General features: G+C 62.7%; 20 protein-coding genes and 1 pseudogene. 13 read left to right on the top strand and 8 right to left on the bottom strand.

Annotated features, from left to right (window positions below):
• Nucleotides 1-192 precede the first annotated feature (192 nt).
• Entirely contained in the window at nt 193-537 is a 345-nt protein-coding gene (locus IVA87_RS03720; RefSeq protein WP_247468841.1) for a response regulator, read from the bottom strand.
• A gap of 55 nt (nt 538-592) precedes the next feature.
• Nucleotides 593-829 (bottom strand): hypothetical protein, encoded by a 237-nt coding sequence (locus IVA87_RS03725; RefSeq protein ID WP_247332748.1) that lies wholly within the window; start codon nt 827-829, stop codon nt 593-595.
• 183 nt (nt 830-1,012) lie between these two features.
• Between IVA87_RS03725 and IVA87_RS03730 the strand changes: the two are divergent.
• The 5 genes and pseudogenes from IVA87_RS03730 to IVA87_RS03750 all read left to right on the top strand — a co-directional run bounded on the left by IVA87_RS03730 (nt 1,013) and on the right by IVA87_RS03750 (nt 5,270).
• A pseudogene (locus tag IVA87_RS03730) lies at nt 1,013-1,311 on the top strand (hypothetical protein).
• 79 nt (nt 1,312-1,390) lie between these two features.
• Entirely contained in the window at nt 1,391-1,606 is a 216-nt protein-coding gene (locus tag IVA87_RS35265) for a hypothetical protein (RefSeq protein WP_346015895.1), read from the top strand.
• Nucleotides 1,607-2,023: 417 nt separating this feature from the next.
• Nucleotides 2,024-3,289, top strand: a complete 1,266-nt coding sequence (locus IVA87_RS03740; protein WP_247332749.1) for a CoA transferase — start codon at nt 2,024-2,026, stop codon at nt 3,287-3,289.
• A gap of 178 nt (nt 3,290-3,467) precedes the next feature.
• Nucleotides 3,468-4,697 (top strand): acyl-CoA dehydrogenase family protein, encoded by a 1,230-nt coding sequence (locus tag IVA87_RS03745; RefSeq protein ID WP_346015552.1) that lies wholly within the window; start codon nt 3,468-3,470, stop codon nt 4,695-4,697.
• Between the two features lie 9 nt (nt 4,698-4,706).
• Nucleotides 4,707-5,270, top strand: a complete 564-nt coding sequence (locus IVA87_RS03750; RefSeq protein ID WP_247332752.1) for a flavin reductase family protein — start codon at nt 4,707-4,709, stop codon at nt 5,268-5,270.
• A 5-nt stretch (nt 5,271-5,275) separates the two neighbouring features.
• On the opposite strand, the gene IVA87_RS03755 is transcribed toward IVA87_RS03750, so the two are convergent.
• Nucleotides 5,276-6,484, bottom strand: a complete 1,209-nt coding sequence (locus IVA87_RS03755; RefSeq protein ID WP_346658336.1) for an NAD(P)-dependent oxidoreductase — start codon at nt 6,482-6,484, stop codon at nt 5,276-5,278.
• Here IVA87_RS03755 and IVA87_RS03760 point away from each other — a divergent pair.
• The 6 genes from IVA87_RS03760 (at nt 6,378) to IVA87_RS03785 (ending at nt 12,735) form a co-directional block, all read left to right on the top strand.
• Nucleotides 6,378-7,361: an ABC transporter substrate-binding protein gene (locus tag IVA87_RS03760; protein WP_247332800.1), complete on the top strand. Its 984-nt coding sequence runs from the start codon at nt 6,378-6,380 to the stop codon at nt 7,359-7,361. The genes IVA87_RS03755 and IVA87_RS03760 overlap by 107 nt on opposite strands.
• Before the next feature lie 77 nt (nt 7,362-7,438).
• The gene (gene ilvD / locus IVA87_RS03765) at nt 7,439-9,133 is read left to right on the top strand and encodes a dihydroxy-acid dehydratase (protein WP_247332754.1); all 1,695 of its coding nucleotides are present in this window, start codon (nt 7,439-7,441) and stop codon (nt 9,131-9,133) included.
• 126 nt (nt 9,134-9,259) lie between these two features.
• A complete protein-coding gene (locus IVA87_RS03770; protein WP_247332755.1) occupies nt 9,260-10,105 on the top strand; it encodes an ABC transporter ATP-binding protein in 846 nt (281 codons plus the stop codon).
• Nucleotides 10,102-10,887 carry an ABC transporter permease gene (locus tag IVA87_RS03775; protein WP_247332756.1) on the top strand — a complete coding sequence of 262 codons (786 nt, stop codon included), beginning with the start codon at nt 10,102-10,104 and terminating at the stop codon, nt 10,885-10,887. Before IVA87_RS03770 ends, IVA87_RS03775 begins: the two co-directional genes overlap by 4 nt.
• Nucleotides 10,884-11,651, top strand: coding sequence for an ABC transporter permease subunit (locus IVA87_RS03780; protein WP_247332757.1), 768 nt, complete (start codon nt 10,884-10,886; stop codon nt 11,649-11,651). The genes IVA87_RS03775 and IVA87_RS03780 overlap by 4 nt, the downstream gene beginning before the upstream one ends.
• 37 nt (nt 11,652-11,688) lie before the next feature.
• Entirely contained in the window at nt 11,689-12,735 is a 1,047-nt protein-coding gene (locus IVA87_RS03785) for a peptidase M29 (RefSeq protein WP_247332758.1), read from the top strand.
• Here the strand turns inward: IVA87_RS03785 and IVA87_RS03790 are convergent.
• From IVA87_RS03790 to IVA87_RS03810, 5 genes are read right to left on the bottom strand one after another with little or no spacing between them, the layout of a single operon-like run.
• On the bottom strand, nt 12,732-13,724 hold the full coding sequence (locus IVA87_RS03790; protein WP_247332759.1) for a 3-hydroxybutyryl-CoA dehydrogenase: 993 nt from the start codon (nt 13,722-13,724) through the stop codon (nt 12,732-12,734). The two genes, IVA87_RS03785 and IVA87_RS03790, sit on opposite strands and share 4 nt — an antisense overlap.
• Nucleotides 13,725-13,727: 3 nt before the next feature.
• Nucleotides 13,728-14,816, bottom strand: coding sequence for an NAD/NADP-dependent octopine/nopaline dehydrogenase family protein (locus tag IVA87_RS03795; RefSeq protein ID WP_247332761.1), 1,089 nt, complete (start codon nt 14,814-14,816; stop codon nt 13,728-13,730).
• Complete coding sequence (locus IVA87_RS03800; protein WP_247332764.1) at nt 14,813-16,348, bottom strand: long-chain-fatty-acid--CoA ligase; 1,536 nt, start codon at nt 16,346-16,348, stop codon at nt 14,813-14,815. The genes IVA87_RS03795 and IVA87_RS03800 overlap by 4 nt, the downstream gene beginning before the upstream one ends.
• Before the next feature lie 2 nt (nt 16,349-16,350).
• Complete coding sequence (locus IVA87_RS03805) at nt 16,351-17,640, bottom strand: acyl-CoA dehydrogenase family protein (protein ID WP_247332766.1); 1,290 nt, start codon at nt 17,638-17,640, stop codon at nt 16,351-16,353.
• Nucleotides 17,641-17,652: 12 nt separating this feature from the next.
• A complete protein-coding gene (locus tag IVA87_RS03810; RefSeq protein ID WP_247332769.1) occupies nt 17,653-18,450 on the bottom strand; it encodes an alpha/beta fold hydrolase in 798 nt (265 codons plus the stop codon).
• Nucleotides 18,451-18,660: 210 nt separating this feature from the next.
• Between IVA87_RS03810 and IVA87_RS03815 the strand changes: the two genes are divergently transcribed.
• Entirely contained in the window at nt 18,661-19,422 is a 762-nt protein-coding gene (locus IVA87_RS03815) for an SDR family oxidoreductase (protein WP_247332771.1), read from the top strand.
• A gap of 43 nt (nt 19,423-19,465) precedes the next feature.
• Complete coding sequence (locus tag IVA87_RS03820) at nt 19,466-20,302, top strand: enoyl-CoA hydratase family protein (protein WP_247332773.1); 837 nt, start codon at nt 19,466-19,468, stop codon at nt 20,300-20,302.
• Nucleotides 20,303-20,387 lie beyond the last annotated feature (85 nt).

Here is a 20,387-nt window from a genome sequence, read left to right on the forward strand (position 1 = left end):
CTGGCCTGGTCGCGGCTCTCGCCGGTCTTGAATGTGCGATTCGTCATGAACAAAGCGTACACCGACCAACGAAAATGCCCGAGTTCTTGCCCAGCCTCGTCGGGCAAAACACTGGCAGAATGGCATCGTCCAAAGAGTTTGGTTCAGCCCGCACGGAGCATTCCGCTGCGGGCCTTTCTTTTGGGCGTGACGTCAGCAAATGCCGGTGGTTCGCTGGATGACGTCAGCGAGTTCCTCGAACGAGAACGGTTTCCTGATCATCGGCAGGCCGCCGCGCCGGGGTTCGCGACCGGATAGTTGAAGCATCTTCAACTCGGGGCGGATTCGCTTGGCCAGCTCGGCCAGTTCATGACCATCCATGCCCGGCATATTGATGTCCGTGATCAGGACGGAGATGTCCTGGTTCTCCTTGAGCTGATCGAGCGCATCCCGACCGTTTTGGGCGCTGACCACCTGGCAGCCGAGATCTTCCAGCATGCCGACGATCACCTCGAGGACGGCGGGGTCGTCGTCAACAACCAGGACAGTGTGACTCATCGACGAACGTTCCTTCCAACGAGAGTAAACGCGCCTCGCGTCAGGTAGGTTCCGCCTAATCGTCCTTCGACAAATCGCCGGGTTTAGTGGGAAGGTCGATGGTGCCGCCATCGCCGTGCACGAGGTCGGGGTCCCTGTCCTCGGTCTCGCTGGCGTCTTCAATGATCACTTGTTGCGTCTCTCGCGCCTTGTCGATGCGCAGCCTATCAGCGCTCCGCGGCTTGTTGTCGCTGCGCGGCTTGGCTGCCGGCAGGTTTCGCGATCTCTCTTCGGACGTCGCCTTGGGTGTCATGGCCGATTCTCCTGATCGGCTAACTTTTGCCAGACCCGCAAGTTCGTTTGAACGTTGGGTAAAAGTGCTTGGTCTTGACTCTACGGACGCTCTCGCAGGATTTGCAGCTGTCACAGCCAATCTCGTCGCCACATTCTACTTCGCCAAGCGCGGCTTCGAGAACGTTGCAAGGATCATCAGGCGGTGAAGATGCCGGACGACGAAATCAAGGCCATCGTTGCCGAGACGCTGGCCGCGCAACACAGACTGCGGCAGGAGAGCATCGATGCGATCGTATTGAAAGCAATGGCGTCGGTGCTGGCCTCTTTGGAATTGAGGATGACGATCGGAAAGAGCTCAGGGCGGACTTCCAGCATCTGCGGCGATGGCGGAAGAGCGTGGAGCAGGCGCAGAGCTATGCATTCAAGGTCGTAATCACGGTGATCGCCACCGGTCTGATGGGGGCCATCTGGGTCGGCGTCAAGGTCGTGCTGAGCAAGTGAGGCTTCCACTGCGGCGACATCGCCGCACGACGGATCAAGGTCACTTCTCACCGATGGGTATGCCATGTACAGAATTTGTGTGGCCGAAGCGTCTGATGATGACGTTGCCGGCAGCTTCGCCGATCTGCACCAGCTGACGTTTTTCGACGCCGCGGCGATGCCCCGGTTCGACATTGGAACCTGGTGCCTGGTCTATCTGGCGATGACGCAGTCGCCTTTTGCCGATGTTGTATCGTCCACGCACGTGCGACATTGCGGCTACTTTTCAACGTTCGGGGTCTTGCGGCGGCATTGAGGCGCGGGCTCCAAATCAGGTTGATGGGGGCCATCGAGGCAAGGGGGCGCCGTATCGGCTGGGACAGCGTCGTTTGGGATACGATGGACGATCCCGTGTCCGCCAATACTTCATCGAGACGGGCTGTCGGCCTCTATCAGCCCGAGGTGCGCTGGGTCTGGTCTCATACGCTTTGCTGGCGAAAGTGGTGGCGCTGAGCTTCCCGTGATGCGGAACGCGACTACCAACCTCGCTGGCGAGATGTGGCGCAGCCCAAATGCGCAGGGTGTCAAGAGGTCCGGCAGCCGGATGGCTGCCGGGCCCTTTTGCGTTTCAGGTGATCCGGGTGAAGCACTTGCGAAGTCGGTGGCGTCGGGCTTTAAATTCGGTCTTGCAGGAAATTCGGCGGCCATAAGCCGATGTAAAGGAGCGCCATCAATGCCTACCAAGCCTCAATTGCCGGAACGTTCGTCGCGGACGACGGAAGGGCCAACTGCGCTCAATGGTCTGCTGATTGTCGATTTTACGCGTGTCGTTGCCGGCCCGGCCTGCACACAGACGCTTGCTGATTTCGGCGCGCAAGTCATCAAGATCGAGAATCCCGACGGCGGCGACGACACACGTGCCTACGAACACGCCGAAATCGGCGGAGAGAGTGCCGCCTATCTTAGCCTGAACCGCAACAAGCGTGGCATCGTGCTCGATCTTGCCGTGCCAGAGGCCCGCGAAATCGCGCTCGACCTGATCCGCAAAGCGGACGTCGTCGTCGAGAATTTTTCCAGCGGGGTCATGAAGAGGTTCGGCCTCGATTACGAAGCTGTCGCTTCGCTCAATCCGCGGCTGGTCTATTGCTCGATCTCCGCCTACGGACGCACCGGACCGTTCGCTTCGCGCCCGGGCTTCGATCCCATCACGCAGGCGGAGAGCGGCTTCATGTCGCTCAACGGGTTTGCCGACGGGCCGGCGGTTCGTACCGGCCCGCCGATCGTGGATATGGCAACGGGAATGTCTGCCTGCAACGCAATCCTGCTGGCATTACTGGCGCGGGACCGGCTCGGCCGCGGGCAGCATGTCGAGGTGGCGCTGTTCGATGTCGCGATGGGGATGACGGGTTTCTACGGCATGGCCTATCTGATCAACGGCGAGAATCCTGGCCGGTTTGGCAATTCGCCGAGCGGCTCTCCCACCGTCGGCGTCTACGAGGCCTCCGATGGGCCGCTCTACATGGCTTGTGCCAACGACCGGCTCTATCGCCGGCTCGTGGTCGAGGTGCTCAACCGGCCCGATCTGATCACCGATCCGCGATTTGCAACGCGGAAGGCCCGCTCCGAGAACAAGGAGCTCCTGCGGGCAGCTATTGCGGAGGTCTTTGCAAGCGATACCCTCGAGAACTGGATGGCAAAGATGAAGCTGGCAAATATCCCGGTCGGCTATCTTCGAACGGTTGAGGAGGGGTTCAATGCGCCGGAGGCGCGCGAGCGCCACCGCTTGAGCCGGATTCCGCATCGTACAGCAGAATGGGTCCCCAACATCGAGCCCCCGATCACGATGAGCCTGACTGCGGCCATTGATCCCGTGGCTGCTCCGCTGCTGGGCGAGCATACGAGACAAGTCTTGCACGATACGCTCGGCTACGACGAACGTCGCATCGCGGAGTTCGCCAAAAAGGGCGCCTTTGGATCAGTCAAGCCTTCGACCGATTGAGCTAGGCAGTTGATCGCCACGGGGGAAGTATGGCGATGCCCGCGGATCACCGCCTTGCAATGCTCGCGCAAGCGATCCTGCTTCATTGTCCGGCCGAGGTGCCCCGCGACCGCACCTGCTAGCCCTCCCTTGATTTGGTGAAGGCCCAGCCGCATAAATATGTGAGGAGGGATACGGCATGGCGCCTGGTCGAGAGCCGAGCATGAGCGAGCCCGCCGGGCTGGAAGCCGGTGAGCGCGCCTATGCGGCAATGATCGCGAAGGCCCGGGCGCTCCTACCTCGGTTGCGAGAGCGGGCGGCGCGGACAGAGGAGCTGCGGCGTCTTCCGCCGGAGACTGAAAGGGATCTCCACGATGCCGGTCTGTTCCGGATGCTGCAGCCGAGGCGGATTGGCGGCGCCGAGCTTGATTACGTCGCCCTGGTCGACTGCGCCGAACTGCTCGGATCGGCGGATGCCTCCGTGGCTTGGAACCTCGCCAACCTGGCGAGTCATCATTGGATGCTCGGCATGTTCGAGCAGAAGGCTCAGGATCTGGTCTGGGACCGCGATCCGGACGTGTTGATTGCGTCCTCCTTCATTTTTCCGGCCGGCCGCGCCACCAGGGTCGCGGGTGGATATCGGCTGCATGGTAGCTGGCCGTTCTCCTCCGGCGTTGCCTCCTGCGAATGGAATATGCTTGCAAGCGTCGTTTACTCCGATGACGAGGCCGACGGCATCGCGTATCGAATCTTCTTGCTGCCCAAAGGCGACTACAAAGTCCTCGATACCTGGAATGTCGCGGGATTACGCGGGACGGGATCATGCGACGTGGAGGTCAAGGACGCCTTCGTGGCTGACCATATGACGGTCGCCGTCGGCGAACTCGCCGGAGGCCCAACGCCGGGCAGCAAGGTCAATCCGAATCCGCTGTATGCGCTCCCTGTCTTCTCGCTTTTTCCTTACGTCCTGTCCGGTGTTGCGCTTGGAAACGCGCAGGCCTGCCTCGACGATTACGCCGAGGTCGCGCGTCATCGCATTTCGACTTACAACCGCGCCAAGCTGAGCGACTTTCAAAGCACGCAAATCAAGATCGCTGAGGCCTCGGCCAAGATCGACGCTGGACGCCTGATCATGCGCTCGGCCTGCCTTAATGCGATGGAGGACGCTCGGTGCGGTCGTATTCCAGATATGGCGACCAAGACCAGATATCGGCGCGATGGAGCCTTTTCGGTGAATCTGTGCACCGAGGCGGTCTCCATGCTGTTTGCCGCGAGCGGAGCGCGCGGCCTGTTCACGACGGGCGTGCTGCAGCGGCAGTTCCGCGATGCGCACGCGATCAACTCGCATCTGGCGTTCAACTTCGACGCGGCCGGGACCAATTACGGACGCGTGGCGCTGGGCCTGCCGTCCGAGAATCTCACGCTGTGAGGCCGGCCGATGAATGATCTGCCGAAGAAGCCGGCCGCTTCCGATCCAGCCAACGAATTCGCGAGCGACAACTCGCCAATCGACCCCCGCGATTTTCGCAACGCGCTCGGCACCTACGCGACGGGTGTGACGATCATCACGGCCGCGGCCGCTGATGGGAAGCCCTATGGCCTGACCTGCAATTCGTTCGCCTCGGTCTCGCTGAATCCGCCGCTGGTTCTGTGGAGCCTCGTCGTTTATTCCTCGAGTCTGACCGTATTCCAAAACGCCAGTCATTTTACGGTCAACGTGCTTGGCGCTTCGCAACAGGCGCTCGCGAACAAATTCGCCAAGTCGTCGGACGACAAGTTCACTGGCGTGGTTTGGTCGCCGGGCCTCGGCAATGCGCCCGTGCTCGCTGAGAGCGTTGCCAATTTTCAATGCCGCTCGGTGAATCGTTACTATGGCGGCGACCATGTGATCTTTCTCGGCGCGGTCGAGGCCTATACTTACAACGCGAAAGAGCCGCTGCTCTTCGCGCGTGGGACATTTGGTCGGTTCCGGTCCGACGATGAGCGCAAGAAAGCGCCGTAGCGTACTTAGGTCGCGTTCAACGATGCAAGGCTCTGCCCTGAAAGCTTGTAGATCTCAAGCGCATCCGCTTGCGCGCCGCGCGCCGCCTTCGCCAACCTGAAAAGTTGCCCTGCAAGCGAGGCCATCGGCACCGGCGTCGACGTCGCCTGTGCGACGTCCGCGACCGTATCGAGGTCCTTGAGCATCGTTGCGATGTGACCGAGCGGTGGGGTGTGAATGCCCTGAACCATTCGCGGCACGAAGAGCTGGAGTGGGATGGAATCCGCAAAGCCGCCGGCGAGCGGTTCGGGCAATCGGTTGGCGTCAATTCCGGCGTTCACGGCAAGGCGCGTTGCCTCCGCGAGCACGGCCATCGCGCATCCGACGATCACCTGATTGCACAGCTTCGTGGTCTGGCCGGCGCCGATCGAGCCCATGTGGGTGAACCTGCGCGCCATGGCGAGCACATAGGGCCGCACCCTCTCGATGTCGCGCGCTTCTCCGCCAGCCATGATCGCAAGGGTGCCCTCCTCAGCGCCCTTCGTACCCCCGGACACAGGCGCATCGATCCAACCGGTATCGTTCGCGTCTTTCAGACGCGCTGCAAGATCGCGTGCGGCGTCAGGATGGATCGACGAGAAGTCGACCACGAGCTTGCCGGCGCCGGGCGCCGATGAAAGACCTTCGCGCCCGAAGATCACCTCTTGAACGGCGGCGGCGTCTGTCACGCACATGAAAACGATGTCCGATTTCGCCATCACGTCGCGGGGCGTGGCTGCGCGAACTGCGCCGGCCTCGACCAGCGGAGTCGTCTTGTCCTGCGAACGGTTCCAGATGGTGACCTGATGGCCAGCCTTGAGCAGGCGCCTGGTCATGGGTGCCCCCATGAGCCCAAGGCCGATATAACCGAGCCTCTCGACATCTTGCGGGTTTGTTCTGCTCGCATCAGCCATAGGTTGCCTCCTCTGCCGCAGCGCAACGCCGTGCGACCGCCGACTTACCTTACATGGCGTATCGTTCGGTGACACCGGTCGGCATGCATGGCTTGCCTGATTGTTTGAACCATGAAACATTTGGACAGGTCGGGTTCGGTGGCGCCCGTCGGCGCCGGAGCAGCGGAGTGGGATGATGCGAACCGTTTCGAGGTGGATCCTGGCAATGAGCGCGGTTGCGGCCCTGATCGCGGACGCAGCCCCGTCGCAGGCGCAGCAGACAATCCGCGTCGGCTGGACCATCCCTGCCGAAGAATCCAAGTATTGGATGATGCGGCGCCCGGCCGAGTTTCCCAACATCGGCAAGACCTACAACATCGAATGGACTCAATTTCAGGGCACCGCCCCAATGACGCAGGCACTCGCAGCCGGGGCGCTGGATTGCGCGACGCAGGCGCCACTCTCGCTCTCCAATGGCGTGGTCGGAGGCAACCTCAAAGCCTACATCGTGGCACAGCACGTCTTCGAGAAGCCCGGCGGCTTTTCGGTCTATTGGGCTGTCATGGATGACTCGCCGATCAAGACCATTGCCGATCTCAAGGGCAAGACGGTCGGAATTTCTGTGATCGGCGGCGGCACGCAGGGGCCATTCAACCTGCTCCTGAAGCAGAATGGTGTCGATCCTGCCAAGGACATCAAGCTGGTCGAGGTTGGCTTTGCCGTCTCTGAAGACGCGCTCCGGCAGGGCCGTGTCGATGCGGTCAACATGAACCAGCCCTTTGCCGCGCGTGCGGAGGCGAAGGGCGGCACAAGGAAATTGTTCTCGTTGTCGCAGGCCATGCCAAACATCGTGCATATCCTGGAAGCCTGCCGTGCCGATTTCGTCGATAAGAACCCCGAACTGGTCAAGACCTATGTCCGCGACATCACGTCGGGCATGAAGAAAGCGTTGGCAAACCGCGAAGAGACCCTCAAGGTGGTCAATGAAGTTCTGAAGGCGCCTATTCCGGTGCTTGAGACTTACCTGCTCAAGGACAACGATTTCGGTCGCGATCCGGGTGCGGCACCGAATTTCCCCGCGATCCAGAAGATGCTGGACATCTATGCAGAGACGGGAATGCTGCCGAAGCTGGATGTCGCACAGTTCAAGCATCCGACGATCGTCGCTCCGCTGCAATAAGCGAGCAGGCGAATTATCCAGGCCAGGGGTCGTGGCGTCCCGGATCATCCGGAACGCAGCATGAAGAAGATCCACGTATGAAGAAGCTGCGATCACGGGTCACCACAGACGGTCTCGACCGAGCTCCACACCGTGCATTCATGCGCGCAATGGGTCTCGACGACGCCGCGATCGCCAAGCCGATGGTCGGCGTCGTCAGCATGAAGGGCGAGCAGACGCCCTGCAACATGACCCATGACTTTCAGGTCGCCGCGGCCAAGACCGGAATCGAGGAGGCCGGTGGCACACCGCGGGAGTTCTCCACCGTGTCGGTTTCCGACGGCATCAGCATGAATCATGAGGGGATGAAGTTCTCCCTGTTTTCGCGCGAGTTGATCGCGGACTCGATCGAAGCGGTCGTCCATGGTCTGGCTTACGACGCCCTGATCGGATACGGTGGATGCGACAAGACGCTTCCCGGCGTGATGATGGGCATGGTTCGCTGCAACGTGCCGTCCATTTTCATCTACGGCGGCAGCTCGCTGCCGGGCCGCGTGGACGGGCGGACCCTGACGGTGCTCGACTCCTATGAAGCCGTCGGCAGCTTTATGACCGGCGAGATCGACGGCGCCACGCTCGAGCGGATCGAGCGCGCCTGCCTGCCGACCATCGGTGCGTGCGCCGGCCAGTTCACTGCGAATACCATGGGTATGGTGTCGGAGGCGCTGGGCCTCACCATCCCCAACGTCTCGATGATCCCCGGTGTCTACGCTGAGCGAGCGCAGATCTCGCGCCGGGCCGGGCGCCTGATGATGGAGATGCTGGACCGCGGCGGTCCGCTGCCGCGCGACATCGTGACGCGGAAGTCCCTCGAGAATGGTGCGGCGATCGTCGCAGCGACGGGCGGTTCGACCAATGCCGCTCTGCATCTTCCGGCGATCGCGAACGAGGCGGGCATCGCGTTCACGATCGATGACGTCGGCGAGGTCTTTGCCAGGACACCACTGATCGGGAATCTGCGGCCCGGAGGCAAATATACGGCGAAGGACGTCTACGACATCGGCGGCGCCGCCGTGGTGGTCCGCGAACTGATCCAGAGCGGGCATATCGATGGCAGCTGCATCACCATCACAGGCCGCACGCTTGCCGAAGAATATGGTGCGGCTAATGCGCCCGATGGTGAGGTCGTTTACGCGGCCCGCGCGCCGATCATGCCCGATGGCGGCGTGTCGGTGCTGAAAGGCAATCTTTGCCCCGACGGCGCGGTGATCAAGGTTGCGGGATTGAAGAGCCAGTTCTTCGAGGGCGTCGCACGCGTTTTTGAAGACGAGGAGGCTTGCGTCGCGGCGGTTCGCGACCGCAGCTACAAGGCAGGCGATGTGCTGGTGATCCGCAATGAAGGGCCGGTCGGCGGCCCCGGCATGCGCGAGATGCTCGGCGTCACCGCGCTGATCTACGGGCAGGGCATGGGCGAGAAGGTGGCCCTGATCACCGACGGACGGTTTTCTGGCGCGACCCGCGGCATGTGTATCGGCTACGTGTCTCCCGAAGCCTTTGTTGGCGGTCCCCTGGCGCTTGTTCGTGACGGCGACAGGATCCGGATTCATGCCACAAACCGACGGATGGATTTGCTGGTCGATGAGCAGGAACTTGCGGTACGTCGGTGCCATTGGAAGCCGCGGTCACCGCGCCATCGCGCCGGCGCGCTCGCAAAGTATGCGCGACTTGTCGGGCAGGCGCCGGGCGGAGCCGTTACGCACGAGGGCCCGGCGGAATGGCCTTGGTTCGAATGATGAACTGCAGCCGTGCGAACACGAGCGTCAGTCTGGCAAGTTTCTTGCTAAGGTCTTGCCGCTGATGGAGGACATTCAGCGGGGCGTGTCGCGCGATGTTCGCGCGCGAGCGAAGCGAGAGACGCGATGAAGGTAGTGCCTTCAAGATCAAGCGAATGGGTGAAACCGGTGACGCGACAAGAGCCGGCTCCTGCGATCATCGAGATCGACCACGTGTCGCAGGTCTTTCAGACCTCGGCGCGCAGAGCTCATGTGGCGCTGTCGGACATCTCGCTGACGATCGAGGAACGCGCTTTTGTTTCCATCCTCGGCCCATCCGGTTGTGGCAAGTCGACCCTGCTCTACATAGTCGGAGGCTTCGTCAGTCCGACCAGCGGCGCGGCGAAGATGAAGGGAAACGCGATCACGGGGCCGGGTCCGGATCGCGGACCGGTGTTCCAGGAATTCGCGCTGTTTCCCTGGAAGACCGTGCTCGGCAATGTGATGTACGGCCCCCGCCAGCAAGGCGTGCGCACCACCGACGCCGAAGCCCAGAGCCGCACCTTGATCGAGATGGTCGGCCTCAAGGGCTACGAGAACTTCTACCCCAAGGAGCTGTCAGGCGGAATGAAGCAGCGTGTCGCGCTGGCGCGAACGCTCGCCTACCATCCCGAAGTCCTGTTGATGGACGAACCATTCGGCGCGCTCGACGCCTATACCCGGACCCGCTTGCAGAACGACCTCTTGAACATCTGGGAGCGTGATCGCAAGACGGTGCTATTCGTCACCCATTCGGTCGACGAAGCCGTCTTCCTGTCCGACAAGGTCGTGATGATGTCGAAATCGCCAGGCCGCATCCGGCAGGTCATCGACATCGATCTGCCGCGGCCGCGCCGCCGCAGCGAGCTGTTGCTTGATCCGCGCTACCAGAAGTACGTCGTCGACATCGAGCGCATGTTCGATGAAAGCGACCAAGCCGGCTCGCTCGCATGATGTCGTCGGCCGCCATAGTGAAACGCGCTGCCCCGGTGCTCGCCTGCATCGGACTGCTGGCGGTGTGGCAGCTCGCGTCACTCGCGCTGAAGAATGACAGCTTTCCCACGGCGATCGAAGCAATCCGCGCGATTCCGGACATCCTTGGCGACAGGGAAGCGCTGATCAATATCCTGGCCTCGCTCCGCCGCATGGCAATCGGGTTTGGCGTGGCCGTGCTTGTTTCGATTCCACTTGGGCTGTTAATGGGACGTAGCGTTGCTGTCGCGGCCTTCTTCAATCCGCTCCTGATGGTGATCTATCCGGTGCCGAAGGCGGCCTTGATGCCGATCATCATGCTGTGGCTGGGCGTTGGCGACGTTACGAAGACGTTGGTGATCTTCCTGGGCGTCAGCCTGCCCGTGATCTATCACAGTTTTGAGGGTGCCAAAGCGGTTGAGGAAAAGATGCTGTGGTCGGGCGCCGCGATGGGGCTTTCTCCGGCGCAGCGCCTGGTGCGGATCGTGTTGCCCGCGGCCCTGCCGGAAATTCTGACCGGCTGCCGCACGGGATTGGTGCTGGCGCTGATCACGATGATCACCAGCGAAATGATCGCCCGTCAGTCCGGCGCGGGGAACATCCTGTTCAACGCACTCGACATGGGCCAATACGACACCGTCTTTGCGATGATCATCATCGTGGGGGCAATGGGAATCTGCCTCGACGCGATTTTCGAAAGGGTTCGTGCCCACCTTGTCCGCTGGTCCGCGCCTCAATTCGACCTGCCGCTGAGCTTCTCGTGATGTCGCGCCTTCTCTCCCCAAATCTTGCTCTCGGGCTCGCGCCCATCGTACTGGTGATCGCAGTGTGGCAAGGCCTCGTGTCAACAGGCCTTGCGCCTGTGGCTCTGCTGCCGCCGCCAGGATATGTCTTCAGTCGGCTGCTCCAGCAACTCGTAACGTGGACGTTTCAGCAGGAGATCGCGGCGACCCTGATCCGGCTGTTTGCAGGATTCGCGATTGCCGTCGTGCTGGGTGTCAGTATCGGCATCGCCGCCGCCGCCAGTCCCGCGATCGATGCCGTGGTTCGACCAATCGTGCGCGTATTGGCGCCTTTGCCCAAGGTCGCGCTCTATCCGGCATTGCTGTTGCTGCTCGGCTTCGGCCACGGATCCAAGATCACATTGGTGGCCGCGGACGCACTCTTTCCCATTCTGCTCTCGACCTATTACGGCGCGTCGACCGTGGAGCAGAAGCTGATCTGGTCGGCAATGGCGGCAGGAACGCCGCGCTATGAAATCCTCTTCAAGGTCGTGCTGCCGGCGGCGATGCCGTCGATCCTGACCGGCTGCCGGATCGGCCTTGTCATTTCCTGCATCGTGGTGTTTCTGGCCGAGATGATCACGTCAACGGATGGACTAGGCCATGCGCTCGTGACGGCGGCTCGAACTTTCCAGGCCGTGGACATGTTCGTTCCATTGATCACGATCTCGCTGCTGGGTTTGATCCTGAACGGTCTGCTGGGCGCCGTGCGATCGTATCTGCTCCGGGGCTTCCCCGAAGCGTAACAGACAAATAGAGAATCCTGACGACCGGGAGTGGACCATGCTGGCTGATCGCATCGAGGCAAAATGGATCGACGCATTTTGCGAAATCTTTCACCGATGCGCCGTCAAGGCGGGCGATACCGCGGCGATCCTCTCGGAAACCCAGTCGCGCGCGTTGAACGTGCATCTGGCGGAGCTCGCGCTGCTGCGGATGGGAGCACGGCCGTTTCACGTGGTAATGCCGACACCGCGTAACCGTCATGTCGTTCCGGTTCGCTCGACCGGGGCGAGCGAGGCGATCCAGCAGCTGGGGCCGGTGATCAGCGCGCTTCAGCAGGCCGGCTTTGTGGTGGATTGCACCATCGAGGGCCTGATGCATGCGGTGGAGACACCCGAAATTCTCAAGGCTGGCGCGCGCATTCTGGTGATTTCGAACGAGCATCCCGAGGCGCTGGAACGGATGGTGCCGGATCCCGCGCTCGAGAAGCGCGTTCGTGCCGCGGCGAAGATGCTGCGCGGAACGAAGCGGATGCGGGTCACTTCAAAGGCCGGAACGGCGCTTGACGTCGACATGGTCGGAGCCTCCACGGTCGGCGTGTGGGGCTGGACCGACAAACCCGGCACACTCGCGCATTGGCCGGGTGGCATCGTCGTCAGCTTCCCCAAGAGTGGGACCATCAACGGCACGCTGGTGATGGCGCCCGGCGACATCAACCTGACCTTCAAACGTTATCTGACGTCACCGGTGAAGATGACGCTGAAGGACGATTACGTCGTCGAGCTGGAAGGCGAAGGTACGGATGCCGCGATGATGCGCAGCTATCTCGCCGCCTGGGGTGATCGCGAAGCCTATGCGGTCTCGCATGTCGGTTTTGGCATGAACCCCGGCGCGCGGTACGAGGCGCTCTCGATGTACGACCAGCGCGATACGAACGGTACCGAGCTTCGCGCTGTGTCGGGCAATTTCCTGTTCTCGACTGGTGCGAATGAATTCGCGGGCCGCTACACGGCGGGTCATTTCGACCTGCCAATGATGGGAACGACGATCGAGCTCGACGGTGTTGCCGTCGTCCGCGAAGGTGTGCTCCAGGACGTCTTCGGCTAGCCGCGATCGAGCACGGGCGGTCGCGCCAGGCCAAAGTGGCGGAGCAGGTCGACCATGGCCCTGAGTCGCTCGACACGATAGGCATCGACATCGAGGCCGGAGTAGTCGAGGAAGCCCGCGCCCGTCCGCAGGCCGATCCGGCCCTCGCTCATGTTGCGCGAAATCACCTCTGGCGCCCGATAGCGATCGCTCCCCAGTGCACCTTCGAGATAGCGGCTCGCATAGTACAGGATGTCGCCGCCACCCCAGTCGATGAATTCGAGCAGGCCGAGCACGGCGTAGCGGAAGCCGAAGCCGTAGCGGATCGCCTTGTCGATTTCCTCCGCGCTGGCGACACCCTCCTCAACCATCCGAGCGGCCTCGTTCATCGCCAGCGCCTGGATGCGCGGGACGATGAATCCGGGCGTCGCCGCACAGACCACCGGTATCTTGCCGATGCCTTCGAGCAGCACCTTGACCTTGTTGATGATGGCGGGGTCGGTGGCCTTGCCAGGCGAAACTTCGACCAGGGGGATCAGATAGGCCGGGTTGAGCCAATGCACGTTCAGGAAGCGGCGAGGGTTCACGATCGCGCCGGACAGATCGTCGACGAGGATCGTCGACGTCGTCGATGCAATGATCGTGTCCGGGCCGACTTGCCTTGAGGCGGCCGCCAGTACCTCCCGCTTGAGCTCGACGACCTCAGGGACGCCCTCGAAGACCATACCGGCCTCGGACAGCGTTGCGCCGCTGTCGCCGGCCGCTACCACCGAGACCCGCGCGATCAGCGGATCGACGTCCATCTCCGTCAGTAGCCCCAGCTTCGACAGGCTGGCAAAGGTCTTCCTGATTTCGCCGAGCGCGTCCGCCTCCAGCTTGGCGAAATCGTCCGCGGAGCGCGCCTTGATGTCGATCATCGTGACGCTGTGCCCCGCATAGGCGAACGCGACGGCGATGCCGCGTCCCATGCGGCCAGCCCCGAGACAGGCGATATTGACGCGATTGGTCATCGATCAGAATCCATTGCGAAGCAGCGTCTGCAATTCAGCCTTGTTGAGATTGCCGAGCCTCAGCGTCTCGAGCGTTCGGCCCTCTCGCGCAAAATCCTCGCCGCAGATCGCACCGCCGATCGCGAGGAACGCTTTGGCCAGCGGTGTGGCCACGCTAGCCAAGGCGGCGACGGAGACCAGCAACGACAGCCCGAGCCGCAGATCCTCTCGCATGTAGCGGTGCTCGGTCAGCACGATCCGTTCGCGCCAGTCGCCGGAATCGGTCAGCCGGTCGTGCGAGCCGCGGCCATACATCCAAATGTCGCCTTCCATCGCATAGTGATGAGCCAGCGGGAAATGCGGCGCGCCGTAACCGAGCGCCTCGCGCACCGCGATGCGTTCCGCGTCGAGCGCGTCGGTGACCCGGCGGATCGCGGCTTGGGTGCCTTCCTTGTGAATGTCCCAGCGCTCGAAATGTTCGATGGGGCCGGCGTTCATCACGATCAACGGTGGATGGATGATAGGCCCTGCATTCATCAGCGCGCCGGACAGCGCATCTCCGCACGGTTCGATCACGCCGGGGAAAGCGCGTCCAATGACTTCGAGCGCATGTGCGGCCTGATCGAGCGGGAACACGCCGACGGGCAGTCGCTTGGCACGGATCGTGATCGCGACCTCGAATGGTCCATGCTTGCGGGTCAGCCAGGGCAACGTCCCAGTCTCGGCAAAGCTCACCTCGGCGTGGTTACCGGCATCTCGGGCGGCTTGGGCGAATATCATCGAGCCGAATGTCGCCGGCGGCAGAAAAATAACCTGGCCGTCCTGCAGATGCGGGGCGAGCTGACGGGCAATATCCGGCTGTGCGAAGGCAGGCGCGGGGCAGAGGATCAGCTCGACGCCGTTGACGGCTTCGGCGATGTCGGCCGTGACCAGCGCGAGCTCCACGTCGTGGCGGCCGTTATGATCCTTGACCAGAATGCGCGAGCCGGTGGCGCGATGCGCTGCGACCTGATCCGCATCGCGGCGCCAGAGCCGGACCTCGTTCCCCGCCAGCGCAAAATCGCCCGCGGCTGCGAACGAGCCGTTTCCCCCACCCAGAACCGCAATCTTCAAGATCTTTCTCCCTGCGCGCGCGATTGCGAATCGAGCTGCTTCAGCAAGAAATGCTGCACCTTGCCGAGCGCAGTGCGCGGCAGGTCGGTGACGAAGACGATATCGCGTGGAACTTTGAATCGCGCGAGCTGTGCCTGGATGTACGCTCTGAGCTCATCCGCTTCGAGATGCGAGCCGGATCGCCGGATGACATAGGCGATGGGGACTTCGTCCCAGCGCGGGTCCGGCCGGCCGATCACGGCGCATTCGCTGACATCGGGATGTTCGAGCAGGACGCGCTCGACCTCAGCTGGATAGACATTCTCGCCGCCGGAAATGATCAGGTTCTTCTTGCGGTCGCGCACCCAGAAATAGCCGTCCGCATCGCACAGGCCAATATCTCCGGTGCGATACCAGCCGTCGTGCAGCGCATCACGTGTGGCGTCCGCATTGCCCCAATATTCGAAGAACACGTTGGCGCCGCGCACCGCGATTTCGCCCGGTGTGCCGGCCGGCACCTCGGCTCCGGCCTGATCGACCACCTTTGCCTCGCAGCACAGGCCGGCCAGTCCGGTTGATCCCACCCTCGAGAGGTCACCGCCGAGGCGGGTGTAGATGGCGATGGGGCAGGTTTCCGTCGAGCCGTAGACCTGAAGCACGGGAACGCCCCGCGCGACGAAACGGTCGATCAAGTGCGGCGGCACGATCGTCGAGCCCGTGGCGACGGCCTTGAGCGACGAGAGATCGGCCGTCGTCCAGGCGGGATGCTCGCTCACGGCCTGGATGATCGCCGGCACCATCACGGTCAGCGTCGGCCGCTCGCGTGCGATCGCTGCGAGCGCTGTATCCGGCGTGAAGCGGGCGTGGATCGTGACGGTTGCCCCCAACTGCAGCGCCGGCGTGGTCTGGATATTGAGGCCGCCGACGTGGAAGAATGGCAGCACGGTCAGCACGTGGTCGTCCGACGTCATGTTGTGCATGTGCTGGCTCATGACGCCGTTCCAGAACAGCGCTTCCTGCCGCAGCACCGCGCCCTTCGGCCGTCCCGTCGTTCCTGAGGTGTAGACGATGAGGAGCGGGCAGGAGAGATCGGTGTGCGGATTGCGGCCGCTGCTCGGGCTGCGAGCCAGCAGATCTTCGAATGTCGTGCCGCGAGGCGGCGTGAAGTCGAGGCCGACGACCGATGTCCCTGGCGCAGTCCGCCCAAGTTCGCCAAGCACTCCCTCAAATGCCTGCTCGAGCACCAGGATCTTGGCGCCGGCATCGCTCAGAATGAACAGCTGCTCGGCGACCGCCAGCCGCCAGTTCAGCGGCACCAGCATCGCCCCGAGCCGCGCACAAGCGTAGAGCAGAACCAGGTAGTCAGGCCGGTTCAGGCTCAGGATCGCGACGCGGTCGCCGTGGCCGACGCCGAGTTCCCGCTTCAAAGCAGTTGCGGTCCGTTCGATGCGCGCGGCGAATGCGGCATAGCTCAGCCGTTCCCCTTCGAAGGCAATGGCCGTCTTGTCTGGCGCGAACGCCGCGTTGCGGTCGATCAGGCTACAGAGGTCCACCGTCAGTCGTCCGTCTCGCCGGCCTCGTACAGCGCCTCGCGTCCGATCCGGTCGAGGCAGAGCTCGGCGGTCCAGGGCAGCATCAGCGAACCGCAGCGGCTGTCGCGGTAGATCCGCTCCAGCGGCAGCGACCGCAGCATGGCCTGACCGCCGCAGGTGCGGATTGCGAGCGCGGCGAGCTCATTTGCGCCCTCCATCACCGAATATTGTGCGGCGTAGGCCCGCAGCACCTGTTCCTTGCTTGGATTGGCGCGGGCTTCGGTCACGGCCTGGAACCAGATTGCCTTGATCTGCTCTAGCTTGATCTGCATCTGAGCGACCGCGATCTGCTTGGTCGGGTACATCCGGCGTTTGACCGGCGGCATGCCCGGCACCGCGCCGCGTAGATAACGTACGGTGAAATCATAAGCGGCTTGCGCCAGGCCCATGTAGGTCGGCGACAGCGTCAGGAACATGTGCGGCCAGCGCATTGCGGCTTGAAAATAGACGCCGCGCGGCATCAGCGCAGAATCCTCCGGCACGAACACGTCCGTGAACAGAAGCGTCCGCGAGACGGTGCCACGCATGCCAAGCGGATCCCAGTCACCAACGACCGAGACGCCTTCCGATTTGGCAGGAATAGCCAGATAAAGCGTATTGCGGCGCGATGCCTTCCCGCCTACCTCGATCTCGGTGCAGAGCACGCCGTAATAATCGGCATGACCGGAGAGCGATGCAAAGATCTTCTTGCCATTGACGATCCAGCCGCCCTCGACCGGCCTTGCTTCCGTGCCGAAAGCGACACCGCCCGCCGCCGCCGCACCACCTTCCGAGAACGGCTGCGAGTAGATCGCGCCGTCCTCGACGATGCGCTTGTAATGGACCGCGCGCCGCTGCTCGTGCGCGGCGCGGGTGTCCGCGTCCATGTCGAGATCGTCGGCCAGCGGGCCCGACCACAGCGTCGAGCACACATGCATGTTCCAGGTCAGCGCGGTCGCGCCGCAGTACCGGCCGATCTCGGCCGCCGCCAAGGCATAAGTCTGGTAGTTCGCGCCGAGGCCGCCGTGCTTCTTGGGGATGGCAACGCCGAGCAGGCCGATGCGGTGCAGATCGCGATAATTCTCGGTCGGGAAGGTCGCCTCGCGATCGTAGGTCGCAGCGCGGCCGGCGAACACGCTCTGGCCGATCTCGCGGGCGCGCGCGATGATGCCGGCCTGCTCGTCACTGAGGCGGTATGCGACAGGATCGAAGATCGGAGCATCGAGCACGGCCTTGTCGCTTGCGCCGATATTCTTGCCGACTTGCATGGTCATGGCGCAATCACCTTAGGCTTTGGTCGCGAGAGAGTTCAGGAATCGGCCGAGCGCTTCGTTGAAGGTATCGGGGCGTTCGAGATTGGCGAGATGGCCCACGCCAGCGAGCTCGGCATATTCAGCTCCAGGAATAAAGGTCGCCATCTTCGCCATCATCGGCGCCGGCGCGTTGTTGTCCTTTGAGCCGGAGAGCAGCAGCGTTGGGACTGAAATATCCCTGAGCGTGCTGCGCTGATCGAAACCGATGAGAGCCAGCATCATGGCGCGATAACTGGCTTCAGGCACGTTTGCCATGCATTCGCGGGCGAGCTCCATTCCCTTTGGATCGGGATCGTCGCCGACCAGCTCCTTCACCAACGAAGGCGCCAGCGACATCATGGTCTCCCCACGATCGAGCGGCCCGAGCCGCGCTGCGATGAAGGATCTCTGCCAATCGCCCTCAGCCTTGCCGAAGGCCGGGCTGGTCTGCGCCAGGACGACCGCGCGCGCCAGTTTCGGCGACTGCACCAGCCACTTCTGGACGATCATGCCGCCGATCGAATGGCCGACCAGAATGGGCCTGCTTGCGCCGAGCTGCTCGATGAATCTCTTGAGTGCATCCGCCAGGGCAGCGATGCTGACGCTGGCGAGCGGCGCCGATCCGCCATAGCCCGGCATGTCCCATGCGATCGCGTGGAAGCGGTTGCCGAATGTGGCGAGCTGGTGCCGCCAGGCTCTCGCCGCGCCGCCAATGCCATGCAGGAAAATCAAAGGTGTCGCGACCGGATCGCCCGCGGCTTCGTAGGCGAAGCGTCCGTCCTTTGTTATCATTGGCACTGGCCGCGACACGCGACATCCTTTTGCTTGGCTCTATGATGCTAACAGGCTCGCGGGCGATGGGAAGGGATAATTTTATACTTAAAGCAATTTTCGGGCCGATCGCCGTGCGGCCGTTCCCGATCGTCAGTCGGCGCTTTCGTTGCAAAAATTTGAAGGTTAAAATATATCCAGGGAACGATCAGCATCTCAGGGAGCCAGCGCATGTCCGGATTGCCGCATTCGCCGCACGCGCTGGTGACCGGCGGCGGTCGCGGCATCGGCCGTGCCATCGCGGCCTCGCTCGTCAGTGCCGGCGCGACTGTGACCGTGCTCGGTCGGAATGCCGCGACTCTTGCAGAGGCCGTCAACGCAGGCGCCGCGCATTTCGCGGCTGTTGCCGACGTCTCTGATGAAGCCTCATTGAAGACGGCCATCCTTGAGGCGAGTACGCGCAAGCCGATCGACATCCTGATTGCCAACGCAGGCAGTGCTGAATCGGCGCCATTCGCGAGGTCGGACAGCGCTCTGTTCAGCCGCATGATGGATGTCAATTTCATGGGCGTGGTCCATGCCATCCGCGGTGTATTGCCGGGCATGAAGGACCGTCCCTATGGCCGCATTGTCGCAGTTGCGTCCACGGCCGGGCTCAAGGGCTATGCCTATGTCAGCGCCTACGCCGCGGCCAAGCACGCCGTGGTCGGTCTCGTGCGTTCGCTCGCTCTCGAGATGGCCGGAAGTAATGTGACGGTGAATGCAGTGTGTCCCGGCTTCACCGACACCGATCTGGTCGCCGGCAGTATCGAAAACATCATGGCGAAGACCGGCAGAACCCGCGAGCAGGCGATCGCCGAGCTCGCCAAACATAATCCGCAAGAAAGGCTGATCACGCCTCAAGAGGTGGCCGATGCCGTGCTGTGGCTGTGTGGCGAGGGCGCCGGCGCGATCACCGGGCAGGCGATCGCGGTTGCCGGGGGTGAAATCTAGCGTGTGTGGCGCAGGCGCGGAACAAGGAAGCTAAGGAGATCGCATGAGCAGACCAGCCAATCCCGTCACCATACCGCTTGCAGATTACTCGCCGCAGCAGTTCCTGCTGGCGGTGGTCGATGGTGTTGCGACGGTTACGCTCAATCGCCCCGAACGAAAGAATCCGCTCACCTTCGAAAGCTATCGGGAACTGACCGATTTCTTTCGCGCCTGCGCGTTCGACGAAGCGGTCAAGGCCATCGTCGTCACCGGCGCTGGCGGTAATTTCTCGTCTGGTGGCGACGTGTTCGAGATCATCGGCCCGCTCGTGAAGATGGACACCAAGGGGCTGACGGCCTTCACGCGCATGACCGGCGACCTCGTCAAGGCGATGCGCGCCTGCCCGCAGCCGATCGTGGCTGCCGTCGAGGGCATCTGCGCCGGTGCCGGGGCGATCATCGCGATGGCGTCGGACATGCGCCTCGCGGCGAGTGGCACAAAGGTCGCGTTCCTGTTTAATAAGGTTGGCCTTGCCGGCTGCGACATGGGCGCCTGCGCGATCCTGCCGCGGATCATCGGTCAGTCACGCGCCTCCGAACTGCTCTACACCGGCCGGTTCATGACCGCGGAGGAGGGCGAGCGCTGGGGCTTTTTCAGCCGCCTCGTTACGCCCGAGCAGGTGCTGCCCCAGGCGCAATTGCTGGCCAAGCAGGTCGCGGAAGGGCCGACCTTCGCCAACACCATGACCAAGCGGATGCTGGCGATGGAATGGGCGATGTCGGTGGAAGAGGCGATCGAGGCGGAAGCCGTCGCGCAGGCGTTGTGCATGACGACGGCCGATTTCGAGCGCGCCTTCGAGGCTTTCGCCAACAAGGTGAAGCCGGTCTTCAGGGGCGACTAGGATAACCGTCTGTACGGGGGCCAGACCAGCGACGGGGGCTTGCGCGAAATTATTTTAGGCTTAAAATAGTTTGCAGGTGAATTGG

The organism is Bradyrhizobium sp. 147 (assembly GCF_023073935.1).
Taxonomy (GTDB): Bacteria; Pseudomonadota; Alphaproteobacteria; order Rhizobiales; family Xanthobacteraceae; genus Bradyrhizobium.